We start from the raw sequence: 17,217 nt of genomic DNA on the forward strand, positions 1-17,217 counted from the left end.
CAACTTATATGAAAATTAAACATATCATTTTTTTATTTCTAGCAGCTATCCTTATTAATAGCTGTGCTGAAATACAATCAACAAAAACCCTAAGACTTGCTCATAGCGTAGACACACAACATCCCGTACATAACGGTATGGTGGTATTAGGTGAAAGCTTAGAAAGAATATCTGAAGGAAAATTAAAGGTTCAAATTTACCCTAATGGTCAGCTAGGTGGCGAGCGAGAGAGTATCGAGTTATTACAAATAGGCAGTCTGGATATTGCCAAAGTAAGTGCTGGAGTTCTGGAGAATTTTATTCCAGAATATAAAGTATTCAGTATTCCATATCTATTTAGAGATAAAGATCATATGCATGATATCTATGATGGTAAAGTAGGTAAAGGTATTTTATCACAAGGTAATAAGTTTAACCTAGAAGGATTAACTTTTTATGATGCTGGTAGCCGTAGTTTCTATACAAAATCAACACCCATCAACTCACCAGATGATATTAAAGATATGAAGATACGTGTAATGAAAAGTAACATGGCTATTGCAATGATTAATGATTTGGGTGGTGCTCCTACTCCTATTTCTTATGGAGAACTTTACACAGCACTACAACAAGGTGTGGTAAGCGGTGCCGAAAATAATATCCCTAGTTATTTTACGTCTAAACATTATGAAGTTTGTAAATTCTTAAGCCTCGATGAGCATACCTCTGTACCTGACGTGCTAGTTATAGGAACAGAAACATTAAAACGATTGAGTGATCAAGAAAAAAAATGGTTGAATCAGGCTGTTGAAGAATCTAAAATTGCACAACGTAAATTATGGGAAGAATCCGAAAAGGAATGTCTTGAAAAAGCAGTTGAAAGTGGTGTTCAAGTCTTTTATCCGGATAAAAAACCATTTCAAGAAGCTACAGTAGAACTGGTAAATGAATTTAAAAAAGATCCTTTACTAGGTGCATTAATCCAATCCATCCAAAATAATTAATCATGAGAAAAACGATAGATTCTATTTTAGGTAAATTATGCCTATTACTGCTCAGTATAATGCTATTTGCCGTGGTATGGCAGGTAATTGCTAGGTTCATACTACAATCTCCTAGTACAATAACTGATGAAATTTCTAGCTACTCACTCATTTGGGTAGGTTTATTAGGTGCTGCATATGCCACTGGACAGCATTTACACTTAGCCATTGACCTTATACCTGAAAAGTTAGTTGAAAAAAACTCTAGACTGTTTGATGGTTTTGTTCACTTATGTGTTTTTTCATTTGGCTTTTTTGTGATGATTATAGGTGGTTGGAGATTATGTCAACTTAGTTTTCAATTTGAACAAAAGTCTGCTTCACTAGGTATTCCTCTTGGTTTCGTTTATCTAGTAGTTCCACTAGCTGGTATATTAATTTGTTATTTCAGTATCGATACATTCTTCAAAAAAGTAATCTCTTCTAAAGCCTAAACTATGAACTATACAGAAATTTTAATATTAGTATTGAGCTTTTTAGTGTTTTTATCATTACGAGTTCCTATTGCTTATGCTATAGGTCTTGCCGGTTTTATTACACTGGTTTATTCCATGCCATTTCTTCCATCGGTGACCACTATGGCGCAACGTATGGCGACATCATTAGACAGTTTTACCTTAAGTGCTATACCTTTCTTTATCCTCGCAGGTCAAATTATGAATCGCGGTGGTATTGCTGTGCGACTGATCAACTTTGCCAAAGCCATTGTAGGTCCATTACCGGGCGGACTGGCCTTTGTAAATATTATTTCTTGTATGCTTTTTGGGGCAATCTCAGGAAGTGCCGTTGCAGCAGCTAGCGCCATAGGTGGATTTATGAATCCTATGATGGAAAAAGATGGTTACAGTAAACCTTTTAGCGCCGCTGTAAACATTACTAGCGCAACTACAGGTCTGATTATTCCACCTAGTAATGTATTGATTGTTTATTCTCTTGCAAGTGGTGGAGTTTCTATTGCTGCTTTATTTATCGCAGGCTATGTACCTGGATTACTATTAGGGCTCGCTTTAATGATTGTGGCTGCTGTGTATTCTATTATCAAAAAATACCCAACAGATAAGTTAGTAAGCGTAAAGGTGTTTATTAAAAGATTTTTTGATGCATTACCTAGTTTAATGTTGCTTGTAGTGGTGATAGGTGGTATTGTAGGCGGAATATTCACTGCTACAGAAGCTAGTGGAGTCGCGGTTATTTATACGCTTGTGCTAGGTTTTGTCTATAAAGAGATTAAGTTAAAGGACCTGTCTCCAATCCTATTAGAAACCATTAAAACTAGCTCAATTGTACTACTATTAATTGCTACTTCTATCGCGATGAGTTGGGTAATGTCTTATGAAAATATTCCACAAGAAATTAGTGATGCACTTTTAGGAATCAGTGATAATCCAATTATCATCTTGATCTTAATCAATCTTATTTTATTATTTGTAGGGATCTTTATGGACATGACGCCGGCGGTACTCATCTTCACTCCTATTTTCTTACCTATCGTAACCGCTATGGGAATGGATCCTATCCACTTCGGAGTCATAATGATTATGAACCTGTGTATAGGATTATGTACGCCACCAGTAGGATCTGTACTCTTTGTAGGTTGTAGTGTTGCAGATCTCAAAATACAGAAAGTCATACGTCCTATGCTACCATTATTTGTAGCCATGATAGCTGTTCTTGTAATGGTGACTTATTTTGAAGATATTACCTTATGGTTACCTAGAGCATTTGATTTAATGGACTAATAAATCATCTTTAAAATGAATATAAAAAAAGCTGCTATAAAATATTAGCAGCTTTTTTTATGATGTTATGCTTTCGCGAAAGCGTATTATTTATCAAACTCAAAATAATTCACGGCGTTGTGGTAACATATATCACTAACTATTTCCCCTAGCCACTGTTCATCTGCAGGAAGTTCTCCATTGACAACATCATTGCCTAATAGATTGCACAGGATGCGACGAAAATACTCATGACGTGGAAAGCTTAAGAAGCTGCGTGAGTCTGTCAACATACCTACAAAAGTGCTTAAAACACCGAGACTAGATAGTGTGTTGAGCTGTTTTTCCATGCCATCTTTTTGATCTAAAAACCACCATGCTGCACCATATTGCACCTTACCTCGTATCGTACCATCATTAAAATTGCCGACCATGGTTGCAATCATTTCATTGTCTGCAGGATTGAGATTGTAGATTATGGTTTTAGCCAGTTGATCAGTACTGTCCAGTTCGTTTAAATAACCACTTATAGACACCGCATGAGAAAAATCACCTATGGAATCAAATCCAGTATCTGGACCTAATTGTGATAACAATCTTTTATTGTTGTTTCTAATCGCGCCTACATGAAATTGTTGCGCCCAGCCGAGTTTGTGATACATTTTACTCAACTCCAGCATCACCTTACCTGCAAAGTATTGTACTTGTGCAACTGATAATTGCTTGCCGTTTCTTACTTCTTGAAACAACGTATCAAGATTAAAATCTGCAGTTGTGCTGTGGTAGATTTGTTCCAGACCATAATCTGCAAGACGGCAACCATTCTGGTGGAAATAGTCTACTCGGTTTTCTAGTGCTACTAATAGTGTATCGTAATCATTAACACTGTTACCAGTTACTTCTTCGAGTTGACTTAGATAAGCATTATAACTCACGGCATCTCCTACCCCAAAAGCCTTATCTGGTCTAAATGTAGGCAGGACTTTAGGTGATAATGCTTGAGATTTAATACTGTTATGATATTCTAGACTATCGATAGGATCATCAGTAGTACATAATAACTCTACGTTTTGTTGTTGTAACAAACCTAAAGTGCTGTGAGAAGATTGCTGGAGTAAGTCATTTGTTTTCTCGTAAGTCGATGCAGCATTATTTTCTGTGAGAAGCTCTTTAACACCAAAGTAACGCTCTAATTCTAAATGCGTCCAGTGATATAGTGGATTCCTAAGCGTGTAAGGAACTGCACTTGCCCATTTATGGAATTTCTCTTCGTCAGTTGCATTTCCTGTAATGTACTTTTCATTAATTCCCAGCGCACGCATCGCACGCCATTTATAATGATCACCGGCTAGCCACACTTGAGAACAATTGTCAAATTGTCGATTAGTGGCAATATCTTCTGGAGACAGGTGATTATGATAATCTATAATAGGTAATTCTTTTGCAAAGTTGTGATAGAGACGTTTTGCAAAATCTGTTTGAAGTAGAAAATCATCATGAATAAAGGAGCTCATAGATCTGTAAATTATAGAAACAAATATGACTTTTATAAACACCAATTCCAACCTGTAAGAGGTTGGAATTGTGTTTAAAGATTCCTTTTATGTACGATAATCATGTGCTAATGGGATACTTCTATACTGTACAATTTCACCTTTGAATATCCAGTTGGATCAGTAGTCTGTATATAGTTACCTGCTTTGAAATAATTATCAAAAGGCCATTTTGCTAAACTGATGTCTTGAAAAACATGGGACTGACCATCTACAATGACCTCTAGACGACCTGTCGAGGCTCTTATTTCTAAATCAAACGGTTCAAAACCTACCTGACCAAAATTATACGATATATCACCCCATACTGCATCATCTTTATTAATAATAGCGTCACCAGACATGGACTCGTTTTCAAGAGTTTTTTTATAAGCATATAAGTCACCATCTCTCCATTGCATTTTTAATAATGGTGGGGCTGAATCACTAGAAAGATTAAGTCTAGCCACGTCAGATGGTGTAATGATACCATGAATTTGAGCCATTATAAAACGATCTTTATTAAGACTACCAGTACCTGTATTATCAGATACGTCCAACGCTTGCATGCGTACCTTTAAAACACCTCCATCTTGTAAACTCCAGTTATCTCTTGAGTTAGATGGATTGATAAGCTCTCTGAGTTCAGTTCTAGGATAAGAACTGTTTGCCGTTGTCGCACCATTAGGGTCAAATTGTGTGTAAAAAATAATACCTTCTCCTACTGGATCATCGTACATGTAACCATCTAGGGCACTCAAAGTACGGTAACCGCCATTATCTAATTGCGATGGTGCATATTCATCTGGACTACCATCACTATTTACATCAACTGGTAGGGTCACCTTCCAGTCCGAGAAATCAAAATTAGATGCAACGGGATCTGGCTCGTTAGGTACAACTATTTCAATGCGCTCTGGTGATTCTTCCTCGCTATCACATGATGTAATAAGAATCATAGCGAGTAATAGTAATGCTATATTTTTCATGTTTTTTTCTTTAATATAATTCCTAAATAACTCAAGTTATAAGTATTGTCTACAGTTGTGTCATTTCAAAATCTGCAAAAAGCACCTGCTCATCTCTTAATTCATCTGCGTGTTTTAAGCTGCGATAAATTCCCCATTTAGGTCTTAAAAATTGTGCTTTCGTCTTCCATATTCTTAAATTCCCTTTATACGATAAGAGTTCTTTTTGATCTCGCTTTCGCGAAAGCGTAACCTCTAAGTTCCCTTCTTCTCCATAAGTGATTATTTCTTTTACCATAATCCATTCACCTAAGAATGGTTCTAAATCAGTACTCGCGATTGATTCTTGAGTTAGAAATTTAGAGAACCTTATATCAAAACTCTTTTTATCGTTCTTATCTCTCAAAGTGTAAGTCAATGTAGGCATCTTATCTTCTGGTCCACCAACAGCTTTAATTTGATGAATATGAGTAAATCCCGATGAAGCTTTAAAATTTTTATCTAATTTAAATAACCAAGTATAAACATGAGTTTCTCCTGGCGTTCCCAAAACCTCTTCTGGGGACTTTCCGTAGGTCTTAATTTCAGTACGCGACCGATCAAATTTCTTACATCTATCTGTATCCTTTTCAACATGAGCGTGAAAAACAAACACATCTTTCTCTAGTATATCGTCATATTGTTGAGTAATGTGGTCTCCAAAACTAGGATGACTACAATCACTTACCTCAACTACATTATAACCAGGAGATAGCACACTATTAATAAGTTCATAAGTCTTTTTTGAACTATCAGCTTGTAATTGTGTCACTATATCAACAGCCCTATCTTGCTTAAAAAGCATGGATAGGGCTGCGATTAAAAGAAATATTTGTTTCATATTACTTCACTAGGAACTGGATTGTTTCAGAACCTTGATTTGCATTAACTTTTACAAAATATGTACCAGTATTAAGATTACTTACATCTACTCTAGATGTATATTCTTTAACGGATATCAATTGTTGGCCTGTTAAGCTATAAATCGTTAGTGAGGTCCAGTTTTCGTCTTCTAACTCTATCGATAAGAAATTAGTTGCTGGATTAGGATATAATTTAACCGTACCAAGCTCATTACTAGAAACTGAAAGTGTGTTTTGTGTTCCAGGTGTACCTAATTGACTAGCTGTACCAAAAGTTGCTGTAGCTGCGGTCCATGCGGCTGCAAGATCATTTGCATTTACATCAAAAGTATTAGACTCAATACTACCACCACCAGAAAACATCATCATAGGAAATCCAATAGGTGCTGTACCATAACCATAGTCATATTCTACACGGTCAATTTCAGTACCACTAGCACTTAATAAAGCAATACCATCAATTTCATTATCATTAGGTGCACCATCATCAAAAGAAGATTCATTATTGAATCTAGGGAAGTTAGAACCTACTCCAGGTGTTGCTGTACCACCAGGAGGAGAATCAAATCCATATTCATAAGCAACGGCTGGAATTCCTCCATTAAGTGTAGCATCACCACTAGCAGCAAGAATTGCATAACTATTTGCTAGAACTACAGTGCTAGTTGTAATCTCATGTGCTCTACCACTTGAAGAAGCATCAACAATTGTCCATCCCATTAAATCAATGGCTGCTGCAGTTGTATTGTAAACTTCAAAATATTCTCTTTCATCTTCAGAACCGTTAGGATCTATCATTAATTCAGTTATCACTATATCTCCTGCTCCTAATGCTGGTGTACCACCAGAATTACTATTTGCAGTTCCTGGTGTACCTACCATCATGTCTGTTCCGTAAATTGCAGTACTAGGCAACCAATTTGTGGCAACATCGTTTGATGCACTATCTAATGTGGCAGCATCTAGTTGATAAGAAACATCACTAGCTGCTCCCATCGCTGGCCATGCATTCAATCCGGCATAACCGAACCCATAAAGAATTTGATCAATTACAGTTCCTGTTGCTGTTTCTAAACGGATACCATCATCGTTAGTAGAACCATTTGCATAAGTACTTTCATTATTCCAAGTAGGAAAGTTAGTTCCTGCTCCTGGAGTGGCAGGACCACCTATAGGACTATCATAACCGTACTCATAAATAGAGTTTGTTATTCCGCCGTTTAATAAAGGATCATCATTTGCTACAAGTACAGCATATCCATTTGCTGGAACCATAACTGGCACTGCAGACGTGATTACGTGAGCACGTCCACTACTAGATTCGTCATTAATAATCCACCCATTCATATCTATAGCGGTACTAGTTGTATTATAAACTTCAAACCATTCTTGTTCTCTTTCTGTACCATTAGGGTCTATCATAATCTCAGAAACGATAAGGTCTCCTGGATTTTGAGCAAAAGCAACCATTCCTAGAAACATTGCTATTAAAGGTAATTTTGTTTTCATAATTGTTATTTATACGGTTAAGTTGATTATTATTAGAAATGATTTTAATATGATTATAATCACTTCTGATGATGATATGATTCAATCTTCAAATTGTAAAGATTGAATCATATTATGTTTTCAATATTTTTATCCTGCTGGATTAAAATCATCTGTCACGTCTACTGCACCAAATTCAGTTAGCACACGATCTGTAACTATAAACCAGTCAAAATTGAAATATGCAGGTACTGTAGCACTACTACTTCCTGGTGTAATTCTTAATTCTAGAACATTATTAACACTTGTTTGTCCCGGAATAAAACCATTAAGCCTTACAGCGTGTAATTTCCAATTCCCACCAGTGTTTGCATTTGATCCCTGTAGGCTTCTTCTATTAGAAGAGCTCGTACCACCCATATAGATTTTAAAAGCCATATCTGTATTTTCAGTGTTCATCCAGAAATGTAAAACAGGATTATCACCATAATTACCAGAGTCTAAAATGTTATTTACGGTAGGGCTTGTGGAGGTTTGATGAACTTTTGCTCTAGCAACGGTTGAGCTAGTAGATGTATTCATCTGTAATGCATAATAATCATTACCTGGAAATGGTGGTGGAGATACATTACCATTAATAGAAGCTACTGCATTTGGATCTTTACTAAAATCGATAACAAATACTGAACTAGGATCAGAATCAAATTCATATAACTGCTCAAACTGTCCATTAATATATGGTAAGCCCGATTCAGTTATTGTTCCTCCACCTTGAAAATTAAGGTTAACATCTACATAGCCAGTTACCACTGAAGCTGGCACATCAAATCTAATTTCTGTAGGTGATTGACTATTGATAGTGATCGGTGTTCCTTCTACATCACCGTCAGTTATTAAGTTCATATCTTGTCCAGTAACAATAACTTCATTATCACGAGTCAATACCGCTGGAAAACCACCGATGGTAGGCTGTGGTAAAATTACTTCAAAATTAGTTGCAGCAACTAAAGACGCTTCTCCTGAGGCTGTAAGGTAAGTTAAAACAACATCTACAAATCCAACGTTATTTGGGACTCTTACGACTAAGGCCTGTTCTTCTTGAAATTCAATAGTTCCTGCTGTTCCGCCAAAAGTTATACCTGTAACACCTACAAGATCTGTCCCTATAATATTAATAATAGAATTAACATCTGCAGTTGCTGGTAATGCGGTAGTTACTGTAGGCACAGGATAAGTTACCGTAAGAGATTGAGCACTTACTGCTTCTTTACCTTGCTCAGTCACCACTTTTATAACTCCGGATACTGCATTATTAGGAACCTGAATTTGTAAACGTTGACCTGTAATTCGTGAGGTAATTGTTGCTTCTACATCACCTATGTAAGCCTCTGTAGCAAAGTTTAAAAATGTACCATCGATATCCACTAAAGCATTTACCGCCGCAGTGCCTGGAGAAAAACCAGTTATGGTAGGCTGTTCAGCTTTAATTTCTGCAACAGTTTGATCTATTTCTACATCTGCATCACAGGCTATGAGTACTACAGCCATAACAGATAAAACTGTCAATATTTTATACAAATTTTTCATTATTGAACTTTTTAATCGTTATTAATTAATCCTATATTCTTTTGATCAGTACCTGCATTTATAAGACCTGATCCATCTCTAACTTTAAAGTTTTCTGTGTTTTCCCATTTGGGATTAAAACGCTCTAAATTTATTTCTTGAGCACTATCACTTAATTTTACCTTTCCACTATTATAAACCACACAATTTTCTATGATATGATGATTTCCCTTAAGTTGAACGATACTATTGGTCTCTCTTGAGTTATCTAGAACTGAATTTTTGATGTGGACATTCTTTATTCCATTTACCTTAATAATTCTACCTTTCTCTGAATCATCTACTCTATAAAAAACACAGTGATCAATTAAAAGATTACCACCGCTAGTTCTAGCTTCTATACCTGATCTCGTATAATTCACTGCAAATTGCTCAATGTCTACGAATAGACTATTCTGAATTATGATATGCTCTGCATTATATTTACCAGTTTCATCTTTTTCATACGAAAGATTAAGTCCTCGATAAGAATCTTTAAACGTTGAATTCTTAATTGAAATGGTATCTGCCTTTGTACCTGCATATGCTTTAAAAATGGCACCGCCAGCGGAGTTTTTAAAATTTACAAAAGTGACATCATCTAAATAAAGATTGTATAAGTCACTTGAAGGGCTATTAGAAGAAGTAATACCATATTTAACCGTTTCAGACGAAGCGTATCCGTCAATATGAATTCCTTTAATCTTTACCTCTTTAGCACCATTCAATCTAAAAATATATTGAGGCGTCTTATCTGCCTCTTTACTAATTTTTAAAAAAGTTTTATCATTTCCATGCCCCACGATTGAAAGGTCTTGAGAAACTTTAATTGCTTTAGTAATAAAGTAATCTCCAGCTGTCAATTTAAGTATGGTAGGCCCAGACATATTCTTTATTGCTTTTTCAAGAGTTTTCTCGCCTGGAGCGACATCTACAACTGTAACAGCAATATCTTTTGATAAGTTTCGTAGTTCATCTATTTTAATAAAGCTAACACCTGCTTGTGAGGTTAATGCGATAGCTGGCTTAAAATTACCTGGTACAATGGCGCCAGCTCTAAGTTGAGATCTTAATGCACCTGTCGCATCTACTCTCACCTTGGGATTAGTTTTCACAGCAGTCAGTAACGCATCACTGTCTGCAGAAGGAATATAAATTCCATTTGCAGCTTCTAACTTAAAGTCAACCACATCTACACCATCAAAATCTTCAATTAATGTTGAGCTTACTTTGTTTCCACCTAAAGTAATCCCACTAATATCATCTCCAGCAAAAATGGCTAAACCACGATTTGAATTGTAAATCAAGTTATTTTCAAATTTAGTATTTACGGGTGCGATGGTAGCATTACTTCTAGAGCCTATACTTAATGTGACGGGAGAACAATTAATGATTGTATTGTTTTGAATAATACCATCTACCACAGGATCATATTCATTCAATTTAGAATTTGGAATTCCATTCATGACACAAATAGGAGCACGTAAATCTTTTCCTGTAGTTCCAATAATAATATTATTGCGCACAATATTTCCCTTATTAATCATGCGTATACCACCCGTTTTAGGTAAATTATTACCTATAATGACATTACCTTCTATAATATTATAATCACCATGTCTTAAGGTAATTGTACCTTCACTTTCAAGAATCAAATTATTTCGCACGACATTATGAGCAGATTTGATAGAGATTATTTCGATCTCACCACTACATCTTTCAAAAAAATTGTTTTCCACAATCGTTCTAGAAGATTGCTTTGAATAGGTAGAGGTACCTATTCTAATTGTTTCTCCACCATTAAAACCTAGTGGTAATCGTTCTCCAAAATAATTATGATCGATTCTATGATTGTTATCAATGCTATTCTTTAATCGTACCGCTATGGCTGGTCCTTTATTAAGTTTACCTAAAAGACTACAATGATCTACTCTATTATTTTTACCATGTAAAGCAATGTAATAATTGGTAATTTCTCTAGAATCTGGATTTACATTAATAATAGCACAGTTAGTTAATCTAGAATTAGTTGCTGGGGTATCTCTATCTGCCTCAAAACGTACAACATTATTTTTACCTACGTTACCATTTTCAAACCATAATCCATGTACTTCTAGATAATCACCACCTATTCTTAATGTTGAAGTTCCTGTAAGTTTTACACTTCCAGCTGTTTGAGATTTTAATACAATAGGTCTTTCTGAAGTCCCTATTGCTTTAAACTTAATATCAACATCTTTCCATTCCTTATTTACCATAACGATTGTATCGCCTGGCTGAGCTTTTTTAATTGCTTCAGATAGTTGACTAGCATCATTTACTGGTATAGTCTGCGCTTTCGCGAAAGCAAAGCACAATACAAACCAAATGACTATGTTGACTTTAATTTTCATTAATAACCTACATTTTGTGCTACTGACGGATTCAAATCTATCTCATATTGAGGTATAGGTAACAGTGTTTGAAACTGCTGTATAGGCTGCGTGTTAAATGCAGTCTCATTAGGGTCATTATACTGAAAATCTGTTACAAAGTGATTGTTCATAACAGTAACTGCACGATCTGTACGCAAAAGATCAAACCATCTGTGATTTTCAAAAGCAAATTCTTTACGTCTTTCTTCTTCTAATGCTAGTTTAAAGTCAAAATAAGTACTCGTCTGACTAGAAGTAAGTACTGGTTGTCCCGCTCTTAATTTCACATCATCGACATAGCCTATAGCCTCAGTATTAGGACCACCGTTGTTTTCGTTAATAGCTTCAGCTAATAATAAAATAACATCTGCATATCTAGAAATCACCCAATCATTAGGTGCATCATCAACATTAGAAAACGTACTGTTATACTTGCTTACAAATCTTTCTACGTTTGTATTACCACTGTTATCTACCCATGAAACGGCAAAATTTGTTCTTGCCCTAGGATCGTTTGCCGCATATAAGGCTTCCATACCTTCAGTAGGTACATTTAACTCATCACCACCACCAAAGATGACAGCATTTTCACTTTGTAAGGGTGAAAATAGATTTGCAAAAGGTGAACCTAAGCCTAGTAATCCAGATTGATAACGTACAGCAAATAAAATTTCATCATTGTATTCATTATTAAAATCAAATACATCTTCATAATTATCCAGTAACATTTTACCACTTAAGGTAGCAACATCTCTCAATACAGTTTCTGCTCTTGCAACGCTAGTTGCAGATCCTTCAGTTAGAAGTGCTTTACCTAGTTCAGCACCGGCAGCCCATTTTGTAGCTCGGCCTACTTCACTACTTCCATATGCTTCTGGCAGGTTGTTGTAAGCAAATTCTAAATCTTCAATAATCACTTCATATGCTTCTTCTATACTCTTACGTTCTAAATTTCTCGCATCTGATGCATCAATGGTTTCTGTAATTACAAATACACCACCATATAACCTTACTAAATTGAACAAAGAATGTGCTCTTAAGAAACGTGCTTCTCCTTCATATTGGGCTGCCAGGTCTATATCATCAACAACCGCTAGATTCTCTAGAACATGGTTGCTTAGACCTATAGTCTTATAACTAGCTCTCCAATAACTAGCTGTAAATTCATTCAAAGGATTAGAAACAAAACGATCTAACTGTCTATAAGGGACATTTGCATTTACTGAGTTATCAAAGCTAAGCTGCGTATTATCACTACGTAATTCTGTAACTATCCATTCATCTAATTGTTTAAGATGTAAAGAGTTGTAGATTCCTATCACTCCTAGGTTTACTTCATTAGAATTGGAATAAAAACCATCTGCACCTATATCTGATATGGGCTGTAAATCAATAGGATCATCACAAGATTGAAAACCTACAATAATGGCTAGTACTGCTGTTATTTTAATTATATAATTCTTCATCATTGTTTTTTTTAGAAAGTAATATCGATTCCTGCTGCAAATTGTCTTGTTAATGGGTCAGCACCTCTTTGGTAACCTGAAACTAATGGAGATGCGTATTGACTAGAAGTACGTAATGCTTCTGGATTATTTCCATAGTAATCATCTGCAAAGAAGTAAAGTAAATTTTGAGCTGATGCAAAGATTCTTACTGAATCTAAACCTAAAGTTTCTGTTACCTTATCATTAAAAGTGTAACCAAAAACAGCTTCCCTTAATGCTATATAACTAGCATCCTGGATTAAGTAATCTGTTGCGGTCCATTCACGACCATTTCTACCAGTAGGTAAAGAAGCAGGAATATCTTCATGCACCCATCTATTTTGTAAAAAGTCGCTTTGAAGAGTCCTTGTTTCTAAATAAAAACCATCTCCATAGTACACCTCAGCACCATGGCTACCTTGCCATAAGAAGTAAAGGTCAAAACCTTTATATTTGAATGTATTACTTATTCCCCAAGTAAAGTCTGGAAAAGGACTTCCTAACGTAGTTCTATCTGCAGTAGTAATCACACCATCACCATTAATATCTGCTACTCTTATGCCTCCTGGCGCATCTTCTGCAGAGCTCGCATTTAATGGATCATCAATCTCTGCTTGACTTTGCCATACACCTATAGAACGATATCCATAAAATTGTATCGCTTCTTCTCCAACTCGAGAAATATATTGATCTTCTCTTTCTCCATTATTAATAAATTGCTCTTCACCTCCTAGAGAAATCAATTTATTTTGATTTGTGCTTATGTTAGCAGATGCTACCCAATTCAATTCACCAAAGTCAAAGTTTGTACTTACCACAAACTCAAATCCTTGATTCTGAATCTTACCTACATTATTAATAAAGCTGTCGTGTCCTGTAGCATAAGACACATTTTGGTTAAGTAATAAGTCTTGAGTTAACGCATAATAATAATCTGCGGTAAATGAGATTCTTTTATCTAGTATTGATGCATCTATACCTAGATCATAGGAATCTGTTTGTTCCCAACTGATACTTCTATTTGCTAAAACGTCACCGTTTTCTGCAAGACCAGATATGATAGATCCTGGCCCTTCACCTAATGAATAATTAGTAGGAAATAAAAGATTTGTAAAAGAATAATTATCAATATTGTTGTTACCTACAACACCATAACTAGCTCTAAGCTTAAGCTGATTTAAAAATGAGATGTTTTCATTAAAGAATTTCTCGTTGTGAACGTTCCATCCAGCACTTGCTGATGGAAAAAATCCGTATTTATTATTTGGGCCAAAAAGCGAACTACCGTCTACCCTTGCCGCGAATGATAAAAGATACTTATTATCATATCCATAGTTAACACGCGCTAGTCCAGACAATAGTCCTATCTCTTCCTTAAGAGTAAAGGTATTATCTGCATCTATGATTGTTGCAGCATTAATAGTAGATATATAATCGGTTGGGAAATTAGAACCTAAAATAGAGGATGTTTTTAAGAAAGTATATTCGTAAGTCCCACCCACTAAAGCATTAAAATCATGTTTCCCTCTAGAATAATTATAATCCAAAGTATGTTCTGTGATAACTCTATTACGAATAGAGTTCACATCTTCAGAGAAAGACTGACCATCTCTTCTAGCGATTGAGTTTCTAAACTCCTCATCATTTCTCATTCTTAAGTAGGCTCCTATTCTACCTTTGTAATTTAAGTTTTTTGCTACTTTCCAGTCTAACTTACCATCTGCTACAAATCGATACTCGTATCGCACTCTTTTCTCATTTTCTAAACGTGCGAGTGGATTATTATTATTAGTTCCCCAAATACTAGATTGAGTAAAGTCTTGTTGATCACCATTTTCATCAATATAACTGAAATCAATATTTCTAAAATGTCTAGCATGTGCGTAGCTACCAACTGGCTCTCCAGTTAAATCACTAGAAAATTGATTATGACGTGGAGCAAAGAATCCATAATTACGTGCAAAATCAGAAAACTGTTGAGCGCTACGACGTTGTCTTGAATAAGAAGGTCTAAAATTCAAACCTAGCTTTACTTTATCACTCAATTTAGTATTGAATCTAGCTTGAAGATTTAAAGCTCGATACTCATTATCTTTTACTAATCCTTCATCCTGTACAAACTGACCTGAGAAATAATATTTGGTAAGTCTACTACCACCACCGACATCAAATTGATAATTCTGTATAGTAACATCTTCTCTTTTTGCCTCTTCTAACCAGTCCGTACCATTTCCACTGGCACTTGTATTTTGAGCTAATATACGTCTAGCTATTTCTAAGTTAGAATAACCTATTACCGCTGGATCACGATTCTCGTTAATCGCATTTGCATTTTCTGCCAGTTGACGTTCATTACGTGTAAAGTCTGTAAATTCAGTGGTATTTAATAAATCCGGTAAACGCAATACAGATTTTACACCTGTAAACGCTTTAAAGCTAAAGCTAGGTTCACCATCACCATCCTTTGTAGTTACTAGAATAACTCCATTAGCTCCACGAGACCCATATAGAGCAGCAGAACTAGCGTCTTTAAGAACCTCTATAGATTTAATAGAACTAGGGTTAATAAACTCTAACGCATCTTCAATCGGGAAACCATCTACCACTATTAAAGGACTACTACTAGCTGTAATTGAAGAAAGCCCACGTATACTAATTTGTGGTGCCTCACCTACTTGACCAGATGTATTTGTTATTTGAACACCTGCAAGCTTACCTTTTAAGGCATCTGCAACACCAGAGTATGAGAGATCATCTAAGTTTTCATTTTTAAGTTGAGCAACAGAATTTGTTAAGTTACTCTTTGAAGATTTTCCATAAGCCACAACAATTACTTGATCTAACGTCTCTTGATCTTCTTGCATAATGACTTCAAAAAAGTTCTTATCACCTACAAGAACATTAACTGTTTTAAAACCTAAAGAACTTACAACTAGAACATCATCTGGTTTTGCCTGAATGGTAAACTTACCGTCCAAGTCTGTAACAGATGCTCTATTGGTATTCAAAATTTGAATGGTAGCACCCAGAATAGGTTCTAAGTCTGCACCTGAAGTCACTGTCCCAGTAACCTCTTTTAAGTCTTGAGCTATAGAAATAGCTGGTAAAATAAATAGACAGATGATGAAAAGAATTTTTCTCATAAAAACATTTTGTTTCACAGAAATCCTCACCCATGCAAATAGTGTCAAATTTGACAGATACTTAAGAGCTAAATCCCCTAAGACTATCTATTTTTACAAAGTGAAAGAGTTCTACTCTTTTATTAATTATTATTACTTTATGTAAATAGCACGAGTGGCAGCTCGTGCTATTTTTTTATTACTTTTTTGTGTATTTGCGCAATGCAGCAAAGTGAATATTTAAAGCTTCAAGAGCATCATCACTTTTTTTGTTTTTAATAGCTTCTACGATATCGGTGTGCTCGCTTACTAGTTTAATAGCTTGCGTACGGTCACAGATATCTTCTTTATTAAAGTGTCCTATAATATCTGGCACAATGATTTTCATTAAACCATATAAAACTGTGTTTTCACTTGCTTTTACTATAGCTAAGTGAAACTTCATATCTTCGATTAATGACGGTAATCCATTTGTAATACAGTCGACAAAGTTTTGATGAACCTTTTCTAATTCTCTTAATGATTCATCAGAACACCTAGCAGCTGCTAGTTGAACTGCTTGAGATTCTATAATAACTCGAGTCTCAACTAGTGCACTAAAATCTGGAGTTTCTAAATCTAGAACATCTGTCATCATTGTATTCATGGAAGGAACTCCTATCCCTGTGATCATAGAACCACTTTGTGGAAGTGTTTCTATAATTCCATAAAATTCTAATTTTTGAATTCCAGCTCTAATCTGGTTACGACTTACACCTAGTTTTTCTGATAATTTTCTCTCAGATGGTAATTTATCACCAGCACCTAAATTATGCTTTTTTATCAGTGCACGTATTTCACTAACCACATCGCTTTCAGGAGCTACATCGATTTCGTATTCCTGCTCTGGAATTACTAATTTGAGACCATGTTCTATCATAAAACTATCCTTAAACGAATTGGTTCACCAATCTGGTTGC

Annotated in this window: 12 protein-coding genes; 3 read left to right on the top strand and 9 right to left on the bottom strand. The window is 35.4% G+C overall.

The window, feature by feature from the left end; all coding sequences use genetic code 11:
* Nucleotides 1–8: 8 nt before the first annotated feature.
* From R1T42_RS07260 to R1T42_RS07270, 3 genes are read left to right on the top strand one after another with little or no spacing between them, the layout of a single operon-like run.
* Complete coding sequence (locus tag R1T42_RS07260) at nucleotides 9–983, top strand: TRAP transporter substrate-binding protein (protein WP_317289851.1); 975 nt, start codon at nucleotides 9–11, stop codon at nucleotides 981–983.
* A gap of 2 nt (nucleotides 984–985) precedes the next feature.
* A complete protein-coding gene (locus R1T42_RS07265) occupies nucleotides 986–1,456 on the top strand; it encodes a TRAP transporter small permease (RefSeq protein ID WP_036579809.1) in 471 nt (156 codons plus the stop codon).
* A 3-nt stretch (nucleotides 1,457–1,459) separates the two neighbouring features.
* Nucleotides 1,460–2,761: a TRAP transporter large permease gene (locus R1T42_RS07270; RefSeq protein ID WP_036579812.1), complete on the top strand. Its 1,302-nt coding sequence runs from the start codon at nucleotides 1,460–1,462 to the stop codon at nucleotides 2,759–2,761.
* Nucleotides 2,762–2,847: 86 nt separating this feature from the next.
* On the opposite strand, the gene uxaC is transcribed toward R1T42_RS07270, so the two are convergent.
* The 9 genes from uxaC to R1T42_RS07315 form a co-directional block, all read right to left on the bottom strand.
* Complete coding sequence (uxaC, locus tag R1T42_RS07275; RefSeq protein WP_317289852.1) at nucleotides 2,848–4,254, bottom strand: glucuronate isomerase; 1,407 nt, start codon at nucleotides 4,252–4,254, stop codon at nucleotides 2,848–2,850.
* 107 nt (nucleotides 4,255–4,361) lie between these two features.
* Nucleotides 4,362–5,261 (bottom strand): polysaccharide lyase family 7 protein, encoded by a 900-nt coding sequence (locus R1T42_RS07280; RefSeq protein WP_317289853.1) that lies wholly within the window; start codon nucleotides 5,259–5,261, stop codon nucleotides 4,362–4,364.
* Between the two features lie 49 nt (nucleotides 5,262–5,310).
* On the bottom strand, nucleotides 5,311–6,120 hold the full coding sequence (locus tag R1T42_RS07285) for a fibronectin type III (protein WP_317289854.1): 810 nt from the start codon (nucleotides 6,118–6,120) through the stop codon (nucleotides 5,311–5,313).
* A gap of 1 nt (nucleotide 6,121) precedes the next feature.
* The gene (locus tag R1T42_RS07290; RefSeq protein ID WP_317289855.1) at nucleotides 6,122–7,651 is read right to left on the bottom strand and encodes a lamin tail domain-containing protein; all 1,530 of its coding nucleotides are present in this window, start codon (nucleotides 7,649–7,651) and stop codon (nucleotides 6,122–6,124) included.
* 129 nt (nucleotides 7,652–7,780) lie between these two features.
* On the bottom strand, nucleotides 7,781–9,217 hold the full coding sequence (locus tag R1T42_RS07295) for an IPT/TIG domain-containing protein (protein WP_152556724.1): 1,437 nt from the start codon (nucleotides 9,215–9,217) through the stop codon (nucleotides 7,781–7,783).
* 11 nt (nucleotides 9,218–9,228) lie between these two features.
* A complete protein-coding gene (locus tag R1T42_RS07300; RefSeq protein WP_317289856.1) occupies nucleotides 9,229–11,628 on the bottom strand; it encodes a polysaccharide lyase 6 family protein in 2,400 nt (799 codons plus the stop codon).
* On the bottom strand, nucleotides 11,628–13,115 hold the full coding sequence (locus R1T42_RS07305) for a RagB/SusD family nutrient uptake outer membrane protein (RefSeq protein WP_317289857.1): 1,488 nt from the start codon (nucleotides 13,113–13,115) through the stop codon (nucleotides 11,628–11,630). Before R1T42_RS07305 ends, R1T42_RS07300 begins: the two co-directional genes overlap by 1 nt.
* A gap of 11 nt (nucleotides 13,116–13,126) precedes the next feature.
* On the bottom strand, nucleotides 13,127–16,279 hold the full coding sequence (locus R1T42_RS07310) for a SusC/RagA family TonB-linked outer membrane protein (protein WP_317289858.1): 3,153 nt from the start codon (nucleotides 16,277–16,279) through the stop codon (nucleotides 13,127–13,129).
* A 178-nt stretch (nucleotides 16,280–16,457) separates the two neighbouring features.
* A complete protein-coding gene (locus R1T42_RS07315) occupies nucleotides 16,458–17,177 on the bottom strand; it encodes a FadR/GntR family transcriptional regulator (protein WP_317289859.1) in 720 nt (239 codons plus the stop codon).
* Nucleotides 17,178–17,217 lie beyond the last annotated feature (40 nt).

The sequence above is a fragment of the Nonlabens ulvanivorans genome, from assembly GCF_032922765.1.
Lineage (GTDB): Bacteria > Bacteroidota > Bacteroidia > Flavobacteriales > Flavobacteriaceae > Nonlabens > Nonlabens ulvanivorans.

Coding starts and splice junctions, on each gene's coding strand:
- R1T42_RS07260 (WP_317289851.1), top strand. CDS start 9: ATGAAAATTAAACATATCATTTTTTTATTTCTAGCAGCTATCCTTATT.
- R1T42_RS07265 (WP_036579809.1), top strand. CDS start 986: ATGAGAAAAACGATAGATTCTATTTTAGGTAAATTATGCCTATTACTG.
- R1T42_RS07270 (WP_036579812.1), top strand. CDS start 1,460: ATGAACTATACAGAAATTTTAATATTAGTATTGAGCTTTTTAGTGTTT.
- uxaC (WP_317289852.1), bottom strand. CDS start 4,254: ATGAGCTCCTTTATTCATGATGATTTTCTACTTCAAACAGATTTTGCA.
- R1T42_RS07280 (WP_317289853.1), bottom strand. CDS start 5,261: ATGAAAAATATAGCATTACTATTACTCGCTATGATTCTTATTACATCA.
- R1T42_RS07285 (WP_317289854.1), bottom strand. CDS start 6,120: ATGAAACAAATATTTCTTTTAATCGCAGCCCTATCCATGCTTTTTAAG.
- R1T42_RS07290 (WP_317289855.1), bottom strand. CDS start 7,651: ATGAAAACAAAATTACCTTTAATAGCAATGTTTCTAGGAATGGTTGCT.
- R1T42_RS07295 (WP_152556724.1), bottom strand. CDS start 9,217: ATGAAAAATTTGTATAAAATATTGACAGTTTTATCTGTTATGGCTGTA.
- R1T42_RS07300 (WP_317289856.1), bottom strand. CDS start 11,628: ATGAAAATTAAAGTCAACATAGTCATTTGGTTTGTATTGTGCTTTGCT.
- R1T42_RS07305 (WP_317289857.1), bottom strand. CDS start 13,115: ATGAAGAATTATATAATTAAAATAACAGCAGTACTAGCCATTATTGTA.
- R1T42_RS07310 (WP_317289858.1), bottom strand. CDS start 16,279: ATGAGAAAAATTCTTTTCATCATCTGTCTATTTATTTTACCAGCTATT.
- R1T42_RS07315 (WP_317289859.1), bottom strand. CDS start 17,177: ATGATAGAACATGGTCTCAAATTAGTAATTCCAGAGCAGGAATACGAA.